This window comes from Streptomyces sp. GQ60 (assembly GCF_059758875.1).
On sequence record NZ_JCAXEG010000013.1, the window covers coordinates 153,873 to 170,469 of the forward strand.

Here is a 16,597-nt window from a genome sequence, read left to right on the forward strand (position 1 = left end):
TTCATGACTCTTCGCTGGTGGAAGCGGCGCGACCGTACCAAAGGGTGCCTTCGCCGTACTTCCTGGAGCGCAGCGGCTCGAAGCCGTCCGGCCACGGGAAGGCCCCGCTGCGGGTCCTGCGCTCCACGGTGACGAGCGCGTCGTCGGTGAGCCAGCCATTGGACCGGAGTGTGAGGAGGATCTCGCACAGCTCGGCGTGCTCGACCTCGTACGGCGGGTCCAGGAAGACCACGTCGTACGGGTCCCCGTGCGCGGCGCCGGCCGCGATCTGCTCGGCCTTGCCGGACCGGAATTCGGCGCCGGGCAGGCCGACCGACTTGATGTTGTCCTTGATCGCCTTGGCGGCCTTGGCGTCGGGCTCGACCAGCAGCGCGTGGTCGGCGCCGCGGGAGAGCGCCTCCAGGCCGACGGCGCCGGAACCGGCGTAGAGGTCGAGGACGCGGGCCCCCTCGACTCCGTGCAGCGACTCCCAGGTGGAGAAGAGGCCTTCGCGCATCCGGTCCGAGGTCGGGCGGGTGCCGGTGCCGGGCGGTACGGCGAGGCGTCGCCCGCCGGCGCTTCCGGCGATCACGCGGGTCATCTGGGGTCCTTCGGTGAGCGGGGCGGAGGATGGTGCAGGCCTCCAACGATAGGTCGTACCCGTCAGCCCTTCTCCAGGTACTGCTCGCGCTCGGTGTCCAGCAGGGCGTCCAGGGCGGTCCGCAGGCCCGGCAGCTCCGTGAGCTCGGGGTCGGCGGCGACCACGCGGGTGGCCTCCTCCCGGGCCTGGGTGATGACCTCCTCGTCCTCGATGACCGCGAGCATCCGCAGCGAGGAGCGGACGCCGGACTGGGCCTGGCCGAGGACGTCTCCCTCGCGGCGCTGCTCCAGGTCGATGCGGGAGAGCTCGAACCCGTCCAGGGTGGCGGCGACGGCCGAGAGCCGGGCGCGGGCGGGGCTGGCTTCGTGCATCTCGCTGACCAGCAGGCACAGGCCGGGGGCGGAGCCGCGGCCGACGCGGCCGCGTAGCTGGTGGAGCTGGGAGACGCCGAAGCGGTCCGCGTCCATGATCACCATGACGGTGGAGTTCGGGACGTTCACGCCGACCTCGATGACGGTGGTGGCGACCAGCACCTTGACCTCGCCCGCGGTGAAGCGGCGCATGACGTCGTCCTTGTCGGCGGGGTCCATCCGCCCGTGCAGCACCTCGACGGACAGTCCGGCGAGGGGGCCCCGGGTGAGCTGCTCGGCGATCTCCAGCACCGCGAGCGGGGGACGCCTGTCGCCGTCCTCCTCGGCCGCCGCCTTCTTCTTCCCGCCCTTGGCGCCCTTGCCGTTCTCGTCCTCGCCGTCGCCGATGCGCGGGCAGACCACGTACGCCTGGTGGCCGTTCTCCACTTCCTCGCGGACCCGCTCCCAGGCCCGGGCCAGGAAGTGCGGCTTGTCCTTGGCGGGCACCACGTGGGTGGCGATCGGGGAGCGGCCGGCGGGGAGCTGGTCCAGCACGGAGGTCTCCAGATCGCCGAAGACGGTCATGGCGACCGTGCGCGGGATCGGGGTGGCGGTCATGACGAGCAGGTGCGGGGGCTGCTTCCCCTTGGAACGCAGGGCGTCGCGCTGTTCCACGCCGAAGCGGTGCTGTTCGTCGACGACGACGAGGCCGAGGTCGTGGAACTTCACCTTGTCCTCGATCAGCGCGTGCGTGCCGATCACGATCCCGGCCTCGCCGGTGATCAGGTCGAGCAGGGCCTGGCGCCGCGCGGGCATCCCCATCGAACCGGTCAGGAGCACCACTTTGGTGCCCCGGTCGGAACCGCCGAGCATCCCGCCTTCGGCGAGCTCGCCCATCATCTCCGTGATGGACCTGTGGTGCTGCTGCGCGAGCACCTCGGTGGGGGCGAGCATCGCGGCCTGCCCGCCGGAGTCGACGACGGCGAGCATGGCCCGCAGGGCGACCATCGTGTTGTGCGTGACGGTGAAGTTGTCGGTCACGTAAGCATGGCTCGGATGCTTGACGCTGATGCACTGAACAGGCTTGGCGCCGACGTGCTCCACGGCGCGAATACCGCGCCGGAACGTGTTGTACTTCGGCCTCGGCCGCATACGTGCCGCCTTGCGCGACAGCCTGAACGGCTCGAACTCCTCAGGGAGGGCGACTGAGACGTTGAAGGCCGCCTTCTTGGGCAGCACGCGGGCACGTCCACCGAGAGATCGCACGAGCCAGGCCACATCCTCTGCCAGTCGGCGCGAGGCAGAGCAGAACGAAATGCTCATTCCATTCGCGTCAAGCGTCCCGTCCGTGTCCATGAGCCCTTGAAGGACCGCCAGGCGTTCCTTGACCGCTGCGTTCTTGTAGACGTCCGGGACGAATTTGCCGTGGGAAGTCACACCCCACAGCCCCAGGTCTCGAACCGCTTGGATGACAGGGTTCCGTCGGGTGCCGTCCTTCGGCCCGCTCATACGGATCGTGTAGTCGCACCGGGATCCTGGAACGACGGCCAGCTCGCAGTCCGGCGCCACCGCCGCCTCGACCGCGTCCAGGATCTCCGCGTCCGCGGTGGACAGCCTCAGGTTGTGCCGGAACGACCCGTCACCGATGAGTACACCCATCAGGTAGGGATCAAGCGGTTGGGTGTCACCGCTCGCGAGGTCCACGGGTACGGCTACCGGCAGGTACCACTTGGAAGATCCATTGGCCTTGTAGAGGTCCGATCGGATCTCCCTCGTGGTCATGACTTTGGGTTCCTGGCCCCGGTGCCATCCACAGCTGGTGCCGACGATCCACAGGTGTTCGTCGTCGCACTCAACGGCGCTGCCATCCGAGAGCACCACTCGCCACACCTCGCGCTCCCCCTGCGGGAACACACCTCCGACGACGGTGATCTCGCCGGTCGGCACCACCACCTCGTCCCCGACCTGGATCCGGCCCATCGGCCGGAACCCCATGGGTGTCAGAACTTGTGCGTCGAGCGGCTGAGCCTTGCCCGAGCCGACCTCGCCCTGGAGGAGGCGGTGCATGGGGTGCTCGGTGGCGAGGTCGTCGAAGATCTCCTTCGAGACGGTCTGCTGGCCTTCGGTGAGGGTGAAGGGGAGCTTGGCGTCGAAGTTTTCGAGGAGGCCGCCGGGGCTCGGCCGGCGGGGTACGGCCGGGAGCTGGGAGTCGGCGTGCCGGCGGCGGGCCAGCGCCACCTGGAGGACGAAGGCCTCGTCCCACTTGAGGCGCCCGCGGGCGTCCTCGATGTCGGCCTTGGTGACCGGGCGGTGGATCTTCAGCAGGGCCTCGGTGAGCGGGACCAGCCCGCGGTCCTCGCGCAGGACGCCGGGCAGCGGGTCGACCACCTCCTGGGCCCTGGGCAGCACCGCGTCCACGCACTTGGCGATCTTCCAGGACTCCAGCTTCGCGCAGGCCGGGTAGATCGGGATGAGCTGGCTCGCGAACGCGGCGGCCGCGTCCCGGTCCGAGGCGTCCGCGCCGAGCGGCTCGTAGGCGGGGTGGGCGAGCTGGAGCTTGTGGTTGAACATCCCGACCTTGCCCGCGAACATCGCGCGGCTGCCGGGCAGCAGTTCCTTGTGCGGTTTGTGGACGCCCGATCCGAAGAAGACGAGCTGGAGCCGTCCGCTGCCGTCGGTGATGGTGACTTCGAGGCGCTTTCCACCGCCCCGGCTGCCCTGGTACGTCAGCAGGCGCGCGTCGGCTACCTGCGCGACCACCGTGACGTGTTCGTCGATCTGGTCGGCGAGTTCGGCCAGCGAGGTCAGCTCGCCGCGCTCCGCGTACCGCCGCGGGTAGTGGTGGAGCAGGTCCAGGGCCGTGTGCAGGCCGAGCTGCTCGGCCAGCACCTTGGCGGTGGCGGGGCCGAGGGTCTTCTTGAGGTCTTCGTCGAGCGCGGGCACGTGTTCCATTGCACACCATGGCGCCGACAACGCGGCTATTCCACCCCGATGAGCAGCGGCGCGGACCAGCGGCCGCCCTGGTAGGTGACGGTGTCGACGGCGAGGTGGCCCTGCTGGACGTACGCCTCCAGGCGCTCGGCCAGCGCGTCCGGCACGTCGGGGCCCAGGACCAGGGTGACCAGTTCGCCGCCGGATCCGAGCATCCGGGCGAGGACGGCCTCGGCGGTCTCGGCCAGGCCCGTGCCGATGACGGCCACGTCGCCGTCGATGAGCCCGAGCACGTCGCCGGCCTGGCAGATGCCGGCCGAGGTGAAGGACTGCCGTTCGGCCACGGCGAGTTCGCCGTAGCGGGTGGCTCCGGCGGCCGCCGTCATGGCGACCACGTCCTCGTCGAAGGTGCCGTCCGGGTCGTGCACGGCGAGCGCGGCCAGGCCCTGGACCTCGGAGCGGGTGGGGATGACGGCCACCCGTACGCCCTCGGCGCGCGCCTGCTGGGCCGCGGCCGCGGCCACCGCCCGCAGTTCGGCGCCGTTCGGGAGCAGGACGACCTCCCGGGCGTGTGCCTCGCGGATGGCGTCGGCAAGTTCGGCGACGGCCGGCGGTTCCCCGTCGCGGGCGAGCACGGTGGTGGCGCCGGCCTCCCCGCACAGCCCGGCCAGCCCCTCGCCCTGGACGACGGCGACGACCGCGCGCTGGGAGCGCTCGCCGCGGGCCCGGCGGCGTTCGTCGCCGAAGTGCGTGATGCGGATCCGGTACGGCCGCCCGGCGACCACCGCGGCCTCCACGGCCGCGCCGGGGTCGTCCACGTGGACGTGGACGTTCCACAGGCCGTCGCCGCCGACCACGACGAGGGAGTCCCCGAGGGCGTCGAGCCGGGTGCGCAGCCGGTCGACCTCCGTCTCGGCGGCCTCCAGCAGGTAGATCACCTCGTAGGCGGGTCCGTCGTGCTGCTCCTCGGCGCAGGGTTCCGGCGGCCTCGGTACGGGCACGGCCCGGCCGCGTACCGGTTCGGGGGCCGGCTGCCGCCCGGACAGCGCCTGCCACAGGGCCCCGAGTACGGCGACCAGTCCGCAGCCGCCGGCGTCGACCACCCCGGCACGGCCCAGCACGGCCAGTTGCCCCGGGGTTTCGGCGAGGGCCGCGCGGGCTCCGTCGTAGGCGGCCCCGGCCACGTCGGCGGCGGTCCCGGCGGCGGCCTCGGCGGCCCGGGCGGCCGCGGCGGCGACGGTGAGCATGGTGCCCTCCACCGGGTGGGCGACGGCCCGGTACGCCTCCTCGGCGGCCCGGGTCAGCGCCCGCGCGAGCAGCCGCGCGGGATCACGGTCGGCGGGCTCGTCGCCGAGCACGTCGGCCACTCCGCGCAGCAGTTGCGCGAGGATCGTGCCGGAGTTGCCCCGGGCGCCTATCAGGGCGCCGTGCGCGAAGGCCCGTACGGCCTCGGGGAGGGAGGCTCCGGCTGTGCCGTCCGTCACCCCGGCGAGGAGGTCCGCGAGCTCGCGGTCGGCCGATTCGGCGGTGAGGTAGAGGTTGGTGCCGGTGTCCGCGTCGGCGACGGGATAGACGTTGATCGCGTCGATGTCCTCGCGGGCCCGGCCCAGTGCGGCCAGGGCCAGCGAGCTCCAGGCGCGTACCGCTTCGGCGTTCAGGGGGTACGGCTGAGGCTGGTGCGCCACCGGGCGTTCCTCCTTGTGCGGGCCAGGGTTCACCGCAGGGTAACGAAGGACTGCCGGACCGGCGGGACCCCGGGGCGGGGGCGGCCGTGGACATGGTAGTTTTCTTGGACCGAGGCAGTCGTTGTATGCTGCTCCGGTTGCCCGATGAGAGTCGGGCCATTCCCCCGGCAAACCACTTCAGATCTCTGATACCGGTGCGCCGGGATTCACTGTAAGTGCACCTGAAGTCTTTGGAGTGACCTGTGGCTGCCAACTGCGACGTTTGCGCCAAGGGGCCGAGCTTCGGCAACAGCATTTCCCACTCGCACCGCCGCACCTCGCGTCGCTGGAACCCGAACATCCAGCGTGTCCGTGCCGTGGTCAATGGGACGCCGAAGCGCCTCAACGCCTGCACCTCGTGCATCAAGGCCGGCAAGGTCTCGCGCTGACGCCTTCCGTCGTAGCGCAGCCCTTTCCGGTTGCTGAGAAGGCCGGTCCACCTGGTGGACCGGCCTCTTGCTTTGCCTGATCGAACATGATCAAACCTGTAGGGCCTGCTCCACCCCGTGATCCCACGGGGTGGAGCAGGCCCTACAGGCGTTTCGGGGCGGGCGTTTCAGCGCCACCGCCACGCGTGGTCCACCGGTCCGATGCCCCCGCCCAGGGCGAACCCGGCGGCGATGGCGCCGGTGACGTACTCCTTGGCCTCGGTGACGGCCTCCGGGACGGTCCGGCCCTTGGCCAGGCCCGCCGCGATCGCGCTGGCGAGCGTGCAGCCGGTGCCGTGGGTGTGCCGGTTGTCGTAGCGGGGGGCCCGCAGCCAGCGTTCGTCGGCGCCGTCCGTCAGGAGGTCCACGGCCTCGTCCCCGTGGGCGGCGAGGTGGCCGCCCTTGATCAGCACCCAGGCGGGCCCGTACGCGAGGACCGCGTCGGCGGCCCGGCGCATGTCGTCCTCGGTCTCCACGACGACTCCGGTGAGCTGGGTCACCTCGTCCAGGTTCGGCGTGGCCACGGTGGCCCGGGGCAGCAGTTCTCCCCGTACGGCGTCCAGCGCGGTGGCGGCCAGGAGCGCGTCCCCGTGCTTGGAGACGCCGACCGGGTCCACGACGGCCGGGGCCGCGGTCGCGGCGAGCAGCTCGGCCACGGTCTCCACGAGGGCGGCGGAGGACAGCATTCCCGTCTTCACGGCCTGGACGCCGATGTCGTCCACCACGGCCCTGTACTGGCCCTTGACGGCCTCCGCGGGCAGTTCCCATACGCCTGTGACGCCGAGCGAGTTCTGCGCGGTCACAGCGGTCACCACGCTCATCCCGTGGACCCCGAGCGCCAGCATCGTCTTGAGGTCGGCCTGGATGCCCGCGCCGCCGCCGGAGTCGGATCCGGCGACGGTCAGGCACAGCGGCGGGTGGGACCGGCTGCGGGAGGACTCCATTGAGCCGGGGGCGCCGGGGGAGCCGGGGGCTCCGGCGGAACCGCTCATCTCAGGTGTTCCTCGGTGGCCGTGTCGCCGCCGAAGTGGTCCCAGCCGCCGGTGGAGGCCCAGGGGGCGCCGTCGACGGTCACCTGGGGCAGCGCGGAACGGTTCTGGACCTCGCCGATGACCTTCCAGCGGGCCGGGAGCTTCACGTCCGGCGGGAAGGTCGCGACGATCGCGTGGTCCTCTCCCCCGGTGAGGACCCACTGGAGCGGGTCCACGCCGACGGCCTGCCCGATGTCGTGCATCTGCGTCGGGATGTCGACGGCCGCCGAGCGCAGGTCGATGCGCACCTTGCTGGCCTCGGCGATGTGCCCGAGGTCCGCGATCAGGCCGTCGCTGACGTCGGTCATGGCGGTGGCGCCGAGTCCGGCGGCCGCGGGGCCCGCGTGGTACGGCGGCTCGGGGCGCCGGTGGGCCTCGACGAAGGCCCGCGGCGAGCGGAAGCCGCGCGAGAGCACCGCGAAGCCGGCCGCGGACCAGCCGAGCCAGCCGGTCACGGCCACGACGTCGCCGGGCTGGGCGCCGGAGCGCAGCACGGGTTCGTGGTTGCGCAGGTCGCCGAGGGCCGTGATGGCCACGGTGATGACGTCGCCCCGGACCACGTCGCCGCCGACCACGGCCGCGCCGGCGACCTGGCATTCGTCCCGGATGCCGTCCATCAGCTCGGTGGGCCAGGTGGCCGGCAGCTCGGCCGGCACGACGAGGCCGAGCAGCAGTGCGGTCGGCACCGCGCCCATGGCGGCGATGTCGGCGAGGTTCTGCGCGGCGGCCTTGCGGCCGACGTCGTAGGCCGTGGACCAGTCGCGCCGGAAGTGCCTGCCCTCCAGGAGGATGTCGGTGCTCGCCACGACCCGCCGGTCGGGGGCCGACACCACCGCGGCGTCGTCGCCCGGGCCGACCCGGACCGCCGGGGTGGTGGTGAGCCGTGAGGTGAGCTCTCGAATGAGCCCGAACTCCCCCAGCTCGCCCACAGTGCCCTTCATCGCTGTGCCCCTTCTTGCCCAGTCCGCTTGCGGTCGCGAGCCGTCACAGCTCTGGGTACCGTCAACAGATACGTCAACTTCTGCTCTTCGTACGCCCCGCTGTGCGTGGAGCCGGACCCCCGGGTCTCCCCGCGGCGCTCGGCGACGCGGTACCGTGGCGTCCCTTCTTCCCCGGGCCCACCCGTCATCCCCGGGCCCACCCGAAGGGTAGGGGAAATGATCCTCGTGGCCGCCCTGGAGGTTCCGTGGTACAGGCGTACATCCTCATCCAGACCGAGGTGGGCAAGGCGTCGTTCGTCGCCGAGTCCATCGCGCAGATCGCGGGGGTGATCCAGGCCGAGGACGTGACCGGCCCGTACGACGTGATCGTGCGCGCCCAGGCCGACACCGTGGACGAGCTCGGCCGCATGGTCGTGGCCAAGGTCCAGCAGGTGGAGGGGATCACCCGCACCTTGACCTGCCCGGTCGTCCATCTGTAGCCCCCGTCTACTCTTGGCCGGTGATGTCACGACACCGCCGGCCCTTCTCGCTGCTCGCCGCACTGACCGCGCTGGCCGCCTCGGCGGCCGTCGCGGGCTGTTCCCCGGGTGAGTCCGAGGCCCGGGTGGAACCGCCGTCCGCTCCGCCCGCCGATGTGGCGGGCCTCTGTGCGGCGCTGCACAAAGAGCTCCCCGGAACGGTGGCCTCACTGGACCGGACCCCGGTGCTTCCCAAGTCCGACCTGACCGCCGCGTGGGGCGGCTCGGCGATCGTACTGCGGTGCGGAGTCGGCAAGCCCGTGAAGATGCTGGATCCGGAGCAGGACGGCATCGAGGTGAACGGTGTCGGCTGGCTCGTGGAGCGGCTGGACGACGGCGGGGTCCGGTTCACCACCGGGCTGCGGCTGGCGTACACGGAGGTCCTGGTCGACAAGGAGCATGCCACGGATGCGGGGATGCTGGTGGGCCTGTCCGCCGCGATCGCCAAGACCGTTCCGGTGGGCATCTCCTCTTCCTGAGGGTCTCCGGACCCTCCCGGGCCCGCCCGCGCGGACGAGGACCGCCCGCCGCCCTCCTCGTGCGAGGGGCGGCGGGCGGTCCTCTTCCCGCGTACGGGGCTGCGCGTCCGGGGTCTAGCGCAGTCCGGTGGAGCGGCGCAGGGCGGCCTGGATCAGGCGGTCCACCAGCTCCGGGTACTCGATGCCCGACTCCTGCCACATGCGCGGGTACATGGAGATCGGCGTGAAGCCCGGCATGGTGTTGATCTCGTTGATGACGAAGGTGCCGTCCTCGGTGAGGAAGAAGTCGGCGCGCACCAGGCCCTCGCAGGACGCGGCGTCGAAGGCCTCGATCGCGAGCTTCTGGACCTCGGCGGTCTGCTCCGCGGTGAGCGGGGCCGGCACGAGTCCGGAGGCGGAGTCGATGTACTTGGCCTCGAAGTCGTAGAAGTCGTGGCTGGAGACCGGCGGGATCTCGGCGGGCACGCTCGCGCGCGGCCCGTCCTCGAACTCCAGGACCCCGCACTCGATCTCGCGGCCGCGGAGCAGCGCCTCCACGATGATCTTCGGGTCGTGGCGGCGGGCCTCGCGGATCGCGGCCTCCAGCCCGGCGGGCTCGTCGACCTTGGTGATGCCGATCGAGGATCCGGCGCGGGCCGGCTTGATGAACAGCGGCCAGCCGTGCTCGCCCGCGAAGCCCGCGATGCGGGCCAGGGCGCCCTCGCGGTCGTTCTCCCATTCGCGGGGACGGATGGTCACGTACGGGCCGACGCGCAGTCCGAAGGACGTGAAGACCCGCTTCATGTAGTCCTTGTCCTGGCCGACGGCCGAGGCGAGGACGCCCGAGCCGACGTACGGGATGCCGGAGAGCTCCAGGAGGCCCTGGAGGGTGCCGTCCTCGCCGTACGGGCCGTGCAGGACGGGGAAGACCACGTCGACCTCGCCCAGCGCCTTGGGGACGGCGCCCGGCTCGGTGTAGACGACCTCGCGGCTGGCCGGGTCGACGGAGAGCACGACGGCGCCGTCCGCGGATTCGGCGAGCTGCGCCACGTTGGGGAGCTCGCCGCCGGAGATGGCCATGCGCGCGGGCTCGTCGGCGGTCAGCGCCCACCGGCCGTCCGTGGTGATGCCGATGGGCAGCACCTCGTACTTGGAGCGGTCGATGGAGCGCAGGACGGCGCCCGCGGTGACGACCGAGATGGCGTGTTCCGAGCTGCGGCCGCCGAACACGACGGCCACGCGGGGCTTGCGGCCCTGCTGCTCAGGGGTCTGGGGGAGGTTCTCGCTGCTCATATCGCCACGAGAGTACCCGCTCACGCATCCGGAAAGCAGTCAGCGCCGTTCCGGTTTGGCGCTGCGTCCCATCAGCTCCTTGAGCGCGACCAGGGTGGGCTTGCCGTGGTGGACGATGTCGACGACCGTGTCGGTGATCGGCATGTCCACTCCGTGGCGGCGCGCCAGATCGGCCACGGACTGGCAGGACTTGACGCCCTCGGCGGTCTGCTTGGTGACCGCGATGGTCTCCTCCAGGGTCATCCCGCGGCCGAGGTTGGTGCCGAAGGTGTGGTTCCGGGAGAGCGGCGAGGAACAGGTGGCGACGAGGTCGCCGAGGCCCGCGAGACCGGAGAAGGTGAGCGGGTCGGCGCCCATCGCCAGGCCCAGGCGGGTGGCTTCGGCCAGGCCGCGGGTGATGAGCGAGCCCTTGGTGTTGTCGCCGAGGCCCATGCCGTCCGCGATCCCGACGGCGAGGCCGATGACGTTCTTGACGGCGCCGCCGAGCTCGCAGCCGATGACGTCGGTGCTCGTGTACGGGCGGAAGTACGGAGTGTGGCAGGCGGCCTGGAGGCGCTGGGCGACGGCTTCGTCGACACAGGCGACCACGGAGGCGGCGGGCTGCCGGGCGGCGATCTCACGGGCCAGGTTGGGGCCGGTGACGACCGCGACGCGGTCGGCGGGGACCTTGGCCACCTCTTCGATGACCTCGCTCATCCGCTTGGCGGTGCCGAGTTCGACGCCCTTCATCAGGGAGACGAGGACGGTCTCGGGGGCCAGCAGCGGGGCCCAGGCGGCGAGGTTGCCGCGCAGGGTCTGCGAGGGGACGGCGAGGACCGTGAAGTCCGCGCCGGCCGCGGCCTCGGCCGGGTCGCCGGTGGCGCGGATGTTCGCGGGGAGTTCGATGTCGGGGAAATAGTCCGGGTTGGTCCGGCCGCTGTTGATGGCGTCGACGAGCTCTTGGCGGCGGCCCCACAGGACCACCTCGCAGCCGGCGTCGGCGAGGACCATGGCGAAGGCCGTGCCCCAGGAGCCGGTTCCGAATACGGCTGCCTTCACGGGACGTGTCACGTGTTGCCCTCCCCTGCGGCCTTGCGCCGCTGTTCCGCCCTGGCGTTGCGATGGTCGTACGGCTGCGGGGGCGCACTCTCGCCCCGCAGTTCCTCCAGCAGCCCGGTGATGGCCGCCATGATGACCTCGGTGGCCTCCCTGAGCACCTCCGGGGTGGGTTCCCGGTCGTAGTACTCGGAGAGGTCCACGGGCGGCCCGGCGAGGACCTGGAGGGTTTTGCGCGGGAACAGGCTGACCTTGTTCTCCTTGGCGTAGGGCGGCATCGCGAGATTCGCGCCCCACTGGGCCACCGGAATGACGGGTGCCCTGGTCATCAGCGCCACACGGGCGGCGCCGGTCTTGCCGGCCATCGGCCACATGTCCGGGTCCCGGGTGAGGGTGCCTTCCGGGTAAAAGGCCACGCATTCGCCGTGCTCGATCGCGTCCACGGCGGCCCGGAATGCGTCCAGGGCGTTGGTGGACTCCCGGTACACGGGGATCTGACCGGAGCCGCGCAGGATCGCTCCGACAATGGGGACCTCGAAGAGGGCAGCCTTGCCGAGCAATCGGGGCACCCGGCCGGTGTTGTACTGGAAGTGCGCGTAGGACAGCGGGTCCAGATATGAGTTGTGATTGACGGCGGTGATAAATCCGCCCTCGGTCGGAATGTGTTCCATTCCCCGCCAGTCCCGCCTGAAGAGCACTACCAGCGGCGGTTTCGCGATGGCCGCCGCAAGGCGGTACCAGAAGCCGATTCTGCGGCGGGACACTCGGACACCTTCCTCTAGGACCGGTGCGCGGCTTGGGCGCCTCCGGGCCGGACAAGTGTGGCCCCGGGTCCGGTCTCTGTCGAGAACACCGTACGCCCCGGACGCCCGGGCCAGGCCCCGGGCCACCGGGCATGAGGTGACAATGGGGCTCCGCATGACCCGACCATGACCTGCACATGGTCTGAGCGGCGCGCGAGCGCGCCGGAGGGAAGGGGCCCGTCACGAACGCCGTCTGGAGTCTGGTGGTCCCCCTGAAGCCGCTCGCGGTGGCCAAGAGCCGCCTCGCGGTGGCCGTCGGGGCGTCCCGGCCGGGGCTCGCCCTGGCGTTCGCGCTGGACACCGTCGCGGGGGCGCTGGCCTGCGCGGCGGTCGCGGATGTGGTGGTCGTCACGGACGATCCCGCGGCCGGGGCGGAACTGGCGCGACTGGGGGCCCGGATCGTGCCGGACTCCCCGGCTGCCGGGCTCAACGCGGCGCTGTCCCACGGGGCGCGGGAGATACGGGCGGGCAGGCCGGGGGCGGCGGTGGCCGCGATGAACGCGGATCTTCCGGCGCTGCGGCCACCCGAATTGCTACGCGTGCTCGAAACCGCTTCGGGATTTCCCCGGGCATTTCTGGCGGATGCGGCGGGAATCGGGACGACCTTGCTTTCCGCTGCTCCGGACGTGGAATTGGCGCCCTCGTTCGGCGGCCCGTCACGGGCTCGGCATTCGGCCTCGGGCGCGGTGGAATTGGCCCTCGTCGGCGTCGAGAGCGTCCGTCGGGACGTGGACACGGGGGCGGACCTGCGCACGGCCCTGACCCTCGGCGTGGGGCGTCATACGGCCCGATACAGTGCCCGTATGCAGGCGACCGCGTACACGTACGACTCCCAGACCCGCAGCGGCAGCGTGCTGCTGGACGACGGCACCCCGGTGCCCTTCGAGGCCCCGGCGTTCGACGCGGGCGGCCTGCGGCTGCTGCGCCCCGGGCAGCGGGTCCGGATCGAGACGGACGGCGAGGGCGCGGGCCTGCGGATCACGCTGGTCACGCTGCAGACCTTCTGACCCCCGGACTTTCCGGTCCGCCGGCCGTGCGGCCCACCGGCCTTCCGGTCCACTGACGTCCACTGACCTTCCGGCGCACTGACCTTCCGGCGCTCCGGCGCACCGCGGGCCGGTTTCCCCGCCGTGGGGAAACCGGCCCGGCGTGTGTGACTCCTTGCCCTACTTGGTCTTGCGGGCGGTGGTCTTCTTCGCGGTGGCCTTGCGCGTCGCCGTCTTCTTGGCGGGCGCCTTCGTCGCGGCGGTGGTCTTCTTGGCCGCCGGCGCGGTCTTCTTCGCGGTGGCGGTGGTCTTCTTGGCCGCCGGGGCGGCCTTCTTCGCCGTCGCGGTGGTCTTCTTCGCCGCCGCCGGGGACGGGGACGCCTTCTTCGCCACGGCGGTCTTGCCGACCGACTTCTTGGCGGTGGCGGTCACCTTCTTGGCCGTGGTCTTCTTCGCCGCCGTGGTCTTGGCTGCGGCAGCCGCCTTCTTGGCGGGTGCGGCCTTCTTCGCGGCGGCCTTCTTGACCGTCGCCGAAGCGCCACCGGTGAGGCTGCCCTTGGGCGCCTTCTTCACCGAAACCTCGCCGCCCTTGGGCAGCTTCTTGGTGCCGCTGACCAGGTCCTTGAAGCCCTGGCCCGCACGGAAGCGGGGAACAGAGGTCTTCTTGACCCGGACGCGCTCACCCGTCTGGGGGTTGCGGGCGTAGCGGGCCGGGCGGTCGACCTTCTCGAACGAGCCGAAGCCCGTGACCGAGACCCGGTCGCCCCCGACGGTCGCGCGGACGATGGCGTCCAGTACCGCGTCGACGGCGTCCGCGGCCTGCTGACGGCCGCCCAGCTTGTCGGCAATCGCTTCTACGAGCTGCGCCTTGTTCAACGTCTTCCCCTTCGGAGACTTCGCCAGAACGAATGTGTTCAAGCTTATTTCGCACGTTAGGCGGATATATACCGCAAATCAAACACGAAACGGGCTTATCACCCTAGTGCCGCAACGTTGTAGGCCGTTACGGAGTTCCTTCGCATCAGTCGCCTTCAGGGAATCGACCCTCGTCGAGGTCCTTCATCAACCTGTCCAGGCGCCTTGCCGCGTCGGCGAGATCATGCTTCGCCACGGCCGTGACGACCAACAGCTTCCGGGACAGCGCCATCCTTACGCCCTCCGGGACTTGCAGTGTGCGCACCCTTGTGTGTGCTTCTTTCAATCGGTCGGCGACAAGTCCGTAGAGCTCAAGTTGACTGTCGCGTTCCATGCACAGATTGTGCCATCTGGGGCGAGTTGTCGCCTCACGGGGCCTCAACACACGACTGTGCCCCCTGCCGGATGGCAGGGGGCACAGTGTTGCCTATGTGATCACCCTAAGGCGAATAAGCGCTGATCAGGCTGGAATCACGCCTGAATCGTGCGCGGCTTGAAGGCCGGCCGGACGCTTTCGTACGTGGCGATGTCCGCTTCGTTCTGAAGGGTGAGCGAGATGTCGTCCAGCCCCTCCAGCAGCCGCCAGCGGGCGTTGTCGTCGAGTTCGAACTCCGCTACGACGCCTTCGGCTCGGACTTGGCGGTCGACCAGGTCGACCGTGATCTCGGCGGTCGGGTCGGCCTCGGTCAGCTTCCACAGCCGCTCGACGGTCTCCTGCGGCAGAACGACGGTCAGCAGACCGTTCTTCAGCGAGTTGCCGCGGAAGATGTCGGCGAAGCGGGAGGAGATGACCGTCTTGAAACCGAAGTTCTGCAGGGCCCAGACGGCGTGCTCGCGCGAGGAGCCGGTGCCGAAGTCGGGGCCGGCGACCAGGACGGTCGCGCCCTCGCGCTCGGGGCGGTTGGTGATGAACTCCGGGTCCTTGCGCCAGGCCTCGAAGAGCCCGTCCTCGAAACCGTCGCGGGTGATCTTCTTCAGCCAGTGGGCCGGGATGATCTGGTCGGTGTCGACGTTGCTGCGGCGCAGCGGGACGGCCCGGCCGGTGTGGGTGGTGAAGGCTTCCATCGTTCTCAGACTCCTGCGGGCGCGGTAGCGACGGACGACCCGGCGAGGTCGGCGGGCGAGGCCAAGTGGCCCAGCACCGCGGTGGCGGCGGCCACCTGCGGGGACACCAGGTGGGTGCGCCCGCCCTTGCCCTGCCGGCCCTCGAAGTTGCGGTTGGAGGTGGACGCGGAGCGCTCACCGGGGGCCAGTTGGTCGGGGTTCATGCCCAGACACATCGAGCAGCCCGCGTGCCGCCATTCGGCGCCGGCCTCCTTGAAGACCTTGTCCAGGCCCTCGGCCACGGCCTGCAGGGCGACGCGGACCGAGCCCGGGACGACCAGCATCCGTACGCCGTCGGCGACTTTGCGGCCCTCGATGATCCCGGCGACGGCGCGCAGGTCCTCGATGCGGCCGTTGGTGCAGGAACCTACGAAGACGGTGTCGACCTTGATGTCGCGCAGCGGCTGTCCGGCGGTCAACCCCATGTACTCCAGGGCCTTTTCGGCGGCGTGGCGCTCCGAAGCGTCCTCGTACGAAGCCGGATCGGGGACGTTCGCCGACAGCGGCGCGCCCTGACCCGGGTTGGTGCCCCAGGTGACGAAAGGCGACAGCGTGGTGCCGTCGATGACCACCTCGGCGTCGAAGACGGCATCGTCGTCGGTGCGCAGGGTCTTCCAGTAGGCGACCGCCGCGTCCCAGTCCTCGCCCACGGGCGCGTGGTCGCGGCCCTCGAGGTAGTCGAAGGTGGTCTGGTCGGGGGCGATCATGCCCGCGCGGGCGCCGGCCTCGATCGACATGTTGCAGATGGTCATGCGGGCTTCCATCGACAGCTTCTCGATGGCGTCGCCGCGGTACTCCAGGATGTAGCCCTGGCCGCCGCCGGTGCCGATCTTGGCGATGATCGCCAGGATCAGGTCCTTGGCGGTGACGCCGTCGGCCAGTGCGCCGGTGACGGTGATCGCCATCGTCTTGGGGCGGGCCAGCGGCAGCGTCTGGGTCGCCAGCACGTGCTCGACCTGGCTGGTGCCGATGCCGAACGCCAGCGCGCCGAAGGCGCCGTGCGTGGAGGTGTGCGAGTCACCGCAGACCACGGTGGTGCCCGGCTGGGTCAGGCCCAGCTGCGGTCCCACCACGTGGACGACACCCTGCTCGACGTCGCCCAGCGAGTGCAGGCGCACACCGAACTCGGCGCAGTTCGACCGCAGCGTCTCCAGCTGGGCCCGGGAGACCGGGTCCGCGATCGGCTTGTCGATGTCGATGGTGGGGGTGTTGTGGTCCTCGGTCGCGATGGTGAGGTCCAGCCGGCGGACCTTGCGGCCGGCCTGCCGCAGACCCTCGAAGGCCTGGGGGCTGGTCACCTCGTGCAGCAGGTGCAGATCGATGAAGAGGAGATCGGGCTCACCCTCGGCGCGCCGGACGACATGGTCGTCCCAGACCTTCTCTGCGAGTGTCCTACCCATCGCTTTCCCTCCGGCCGGCCGGTTGTGCCGGCGCTTGATAGAGATCTTGTGCGCCTGATCGCCCGTACCCCACGTCCCGGACGACGGCTCGGACCCAGTG

Annotated in this window: 15 protein-coding genes and 1 pseudogene; 4 read left to right on the forward strand and 12 right to left on the reverse strand. The window is 71.0% G+C overall.

Features of this window, described 5'->3' with window-relative positions; all coding sequences use genetic code 11:
* Nucleotide 1 precedes the first annotated feature (1 nt).
* From rsmD to AC6CKD_RS28035, 3 genes are all read right to left on the reverse strand, one after another.
* The gene (gene rsmD, locus AC6CKD_RS28025) at nt 2-580 is read right to left on the reverse strand and encodes a 16S rRNA (guanine(966)-N(2))-methyltransferase RsmD (RefSeq protein WP_498330975.1); all 579 of its coding nucleotides are present in this window, start codon (nt 578-580) and stop codon (nt 2-4) included.
* 62 nt (nt 581-642) lie between these two features.
* Nucleotides 643-3,882, reverse strand: a complete 3,240-nt coding sequence (locus AC6CKD_RS28030; RefSeq protein WP_498330976.1) for a helicase-related protein — start codon at nt 3,880-3,882, stop codon at nt 643-645.
* Between the two features lie 26 nt (nt 3,883-3,908).
* Complete coding sequence (locus AC6CKD_RS28035; RefSeq protein ID WP_498330977.1) at nt 3,909-5,546, reverse strand: DAK2 domain-containing protein; 1,638 nt, start codon at nt 5,544-5,546, stop codon at nt 3,909-3,911.
* A 242-nt stretch (nt 5,547-5,788) separates the two neighbouring features.
* Between AC6CKD_RS28035 and rpmB the strand changes: the two genes are divergently transcribed.
* Complete coding sequence (rpmB, locus tag AC6CKD_RS28040; protein ID WP_073911113.1) at nt 5,789-5,974, forward strand: 50S ribosomal protein L28; 186 nt, start codon at nt 5,789-5,791, stop codon at nt 5,972-5,974.
* A gap of 167 nt (nt 5,975-6,141) precedes the next feature.
* Here the strand turns inward: rpmB and thiD are convergent, their stop codons facing one another.
* On the reverse strand, nt 6,142-6,957 hold the full coding sequence (gene thiD, locus AC6CKD_RS28045) for a bifunctional hydroxymethylpyrimidine kinase/phosphomethylpyrimidine kinase (RefSeq protein ID WP_498331027.1): 816 nt from the start codon (nt 6,955-6,957) through the stop codon (nt 6,142-6,144).
* Nucleotides 6,958-7,001: 44 nt separating this feature from the next.
* Nucleotides 7,002-7,985: a thiamine-phosphate kinase gene (locus AC6CKD_RS28050; RefSeq protein WP_498330978.1), complete on the reverse strand. Its 984-nt coding sequence runs from the start codon at nt 7,983-7,985 to the stop codon at nt 7,002-7,004.
* A gap of 245 nt (nt 7,986-8,230) precedes the next feature.
* On the opposite strand from AC6CKD_RS28050, the gene AC6CKD_RS28055 reads away from it, so the two are divergent.
* Nucleotides 8,231-8,464 (forward strand): Lrp/AsnC ligand binding domain-containing protein, encoded by a 234-nt coding sequence (locus tag AC6CKD_RS28055; protein ID WP_214947835.1) that lies wholly within the window; start codon nt 8,231-8,233, stop codon nt 8,462-8,464.
* 23 nt (nt 8,465-8,487) lie between these two features.
* Entirely contained in the window at nt 8,488-8,982 is a 495-nt protein-coding gene (locus AC6CKD_RS28060; protein WP_498331029.1) for a DUF3515 domain-containing protein, read from the forward strand.
* 114 nt (nt 8,983-9,096) lie between these two features.
* Here AC6CKD_RS28060 and AC6CKD_RS28065 read toward each other — a convergent pair whose 3' ends face one another.
* The 3 genes from AC6CKD_RS28065 to AC6CKD_RS28075 are packed head-to-tail and all read right to left on the reverse strand — an operon-like array spanning nt 9,097 to nt 12,053.
* Nucleotides 9,097-10,254, reverse strand: a complete 1,158-nt coding sequence (locus AC6CKD_RS28065) for a D-alanine--D-alanine ligase family protein (RefSeq protein ID WP_498330980.1) — start codon at nt 10,252-10,254, stop codon at nt 9,097-9,099.
* 39 nt (nt 10,255-10,293) lie between these two features.
* Nucleotides 10,294-11,304: an NAD(P)H-dependent glycerol-3-phosphate dehydrogenase gene (locus AC6CKD_RS28070; RefSeq protein ID WP_498330981.1), complete on the reverse strand. Its 1,011-nt coding sequence runs from the start codon at nt 11,302-11,304 to the stop codon at nt 10,294-10,296.
* Nucleotides 11,301-12,053 carry a lysophospholipid acyltransferase family protein gene (locus AC6CKD_RS28075; RefSeq protein WP_498330983.1) on the reverse strand — a complete coding sequence of 251 codons (753 nt, stop codon included), beginning with the start codon at nt 12,051-12,053 and terminating at the stop codon, nt 11,301-11,303. Before AC6CKD_RS28075 ends, AC6CKD_RS28070 begins: the two co-directional genes overlap by 4 nt.
* Nucleotides 12,054-12,292: 239 nt before the next feature.
* Here AC6CKD_RS28075 and cofC point away from each other — a divergent pair.
* A pseudogene (gene cofC, locus AC6CKD_RS28080) lies at nt 12,293-12,892 on the forward strand (2-phospho-L-lactate guanylyltransferase); the annotation flags it as partial.
* 366 nt (nt 12,893-13,258) lie between these two features.
* On the opposite strand, the gene AC6CKD_RS28085 reads toward cofC, so the two are convergent.
* The 4 genes from AC6CKD_RS28085 to leuC all read right to left on the reverse strand — a co-directional run bounded on the left by AC6CKD_RS28085 (nt 13,259) and on the right by leuC (nt 16,497).
* Nucleotides 13,259-13,954: an HU family DNA-binding protein gene (locus AC6CKD_RS28085; protein WP_498330985.1), complete on the reverse strand. Its 696-nt coding sequence runs from the start codon at nt 13,952-13,954 to the stop codon at nt 13,259-13,261.
* A 145-nt stretch (nt 13,955-14,099) separates the two neighbouring features.
* Nucleotides 14,100-14,327 (reverse strand): SCO5555 family protein, encoded by a 228-nt coding sequence (locus AC6CKD_RS28090; protein WP_243337737.1) that lies wholly within the window; start codon nt 14,325-14,327, stop codon nt 14,100-14,102.
* A 137-nt stretch (nt 14,328-14,464) separates the two neighbouring features.
* A complete protein-coding gene (gene leuD / locus AC6CKD_RS28095) occupies nt 14,465-15,058 on the reverse strand; it encodes a 3-isopropylmalate dehydratase small subunit (protein ID WP_498330987.1) in 594 nt (197 codons plus the stop codon).
* A 5-nt stretch (nt 15,059-15,063) separates the two neighbouring features.
* Nucleotides 15,064-16,497, reverse strand: coding sequence for a 3-isopropylmalate dehydratase large subunit (gene leuC, locus AC6CKD_RS28100; protein ID WP_498330988.1), 1,434 nt, complete (start codon nt 16,495-16,497; stop codon nt 15,064-15,066).
* Nucleotides 16,498-16,597: the final 100 nt, after the last annotated feature.

Excerpts from the sequence above, each read along its gene's own strand:
- AC6CKD_RS28050 (WP_498330978.1), bottom strand. The coding sequence starts at position 7,985 with ATGAAGGGCACTGTGGGCGAGCTGGGGGAGTTCGGGCTCATTCGAGAG.
- rsmD (WP_498330975.1), bottom strand. The coding sequence starts at position 580 with ATGACCCGCGTGATCGCCGGAAGCGCCGGCGGGCGACGCCTCGCCGTA.
- thiD (WP_498331027.1), bottom strand. The coding sequence starts at position 6,957 with ATGGAGTCCTCCCGCAGCCGGTCCCACCCGCCGCTGTGCCTGACCGTC.
- AC6CKD_RS28065 (WP_498330980.1), bottom strand. The coding sequence starts at position 10,254 with ATGAGCAGCGAGAACCTCCCCCAGACCCCTGAGCAGCAGGGCCGCAAG.
- AC6CKD_RS28060 (WP_498331029.1), top strand. The coding sequence starts at position 8,488 with ATGTCACGACACCGCCGGCCCTTCTCGCTGCTCGCCGCACTGACCGCG.
- leuD (WP_498330987.1), bottom strand. The coding sequence starts at position 15,058 with ATGGAAGCCTTCACCACCCACACCGGCCGGGCCGTCCCGCTGCGCCGC.
- AC6CKD_RS28030 (WP_498330976.1), bottom strand. The coding sequence starts at position 3,882 with ATGGAACACGTGCCCGCGCTCGACGAAGACCTCAAGAAGACCCTCGGC.
- leuC (WP_498330988.1), bottom strand. The coding sequence starts at position 16,497 with ATGGGTAGGACACTCGCAGAGAAGGTCTGGGACGACCATGTCGTCCGG.
- AC6CKD_RS28090 (WP_243337737.1), bottom strand. The coding sequence starts at position 14,327 with ATGGAACGCGACAGTCAACTTGAGCTCTACGGACTTGTCGCCGACCGA.